The sequence below is a fragment of the Flavonifractor sp. An306 genome, assembly GCF_002159455.1.
Taxonomy (GTDB): Bacteria; Bacillota; Clostridia; order Oscillospirales; family Oscillospiraceae; genus Flavonifractor.
The window spans coordinates 1-639 of the sequence record NZ_NFIQ01000250.1 but is presented as its reverse complement, the minus strand read 5'-3'; the positions used below and the strand labels follow the sequence as shown (position 1 = coordinate 639).

Sequence of the window (639 nt, the reverse complement as noted above, 5' to 3'; positions counted from 1 at the left end):
AGTCACGGGCGCGGCCATGCCAGGTCAGCAGGTACTCCACGGCCTCCGGGAAACTTTTGTTATAGAACCGCTGGAGGAATGTGATGGCATCTCCGCCGATGCCCTCTGAATAGCGGAACCAGGTACGTCTGTCCTTGATTCGGATGCTGTCCATCTCCTGCGTGGTGTAGTACCTGCCGATCCGCTTCACCTGGTAGCCCAGGGAGATCAGCAGATCCGGAAGGTCCGTGTCTCGGACAGTGGCCATTTCAGCCTCTGTAAAACGAGTTTTTTCTGACGTTTGTATCATGTTCACCCCCCTTCTAGGAAAAACAAAAAAGGGGCCGGAGGACGCATCTGCTTGCGATGTGTCCTCCGGCCCCTTGCTTTGACTCCTTGTGTTATTGTTCGATGTCCGCTGTGTCTCTCTCCGCCTCTGTGCTGGCCTCTCTGGCGTCTGGGGTGGTACCGGCGGCTCCGTTGTCCTCCGGGGCTTTCTCGGTGCTCTCAGGGGCCTCCTGTGGGGCCAGGCTGGCTTCAGCTTCCGCCAACGCCTGCTCGATCAGGCCCAGGACGAAGTCCCGCTGGGTGAGCTTTACGCCGGTCCGAGCCGTTTCTCTGGCCAGGTGGGTCTTGATGCGCTGGAAGAGTTCCTCGGAG

General features: G+C 59.2%; 2 pseudogenes. Both read right to left on the bottom strand.

Features of this window, described 5'->3' with window-relative positions:
- A pseudogene (locus B5F88_RS19955) lies at positions 1–247 on the bottom strand (topoisomerase); the annotation flags it as partial.
- A gap of 133 nt (positions 248–380) precedes the next feature.
- Positions 381–639 (bottom strand): annotated as a pseudogene (locus B5F88_RS19950) (translation initiation factor 2); the annotation flags it as partial.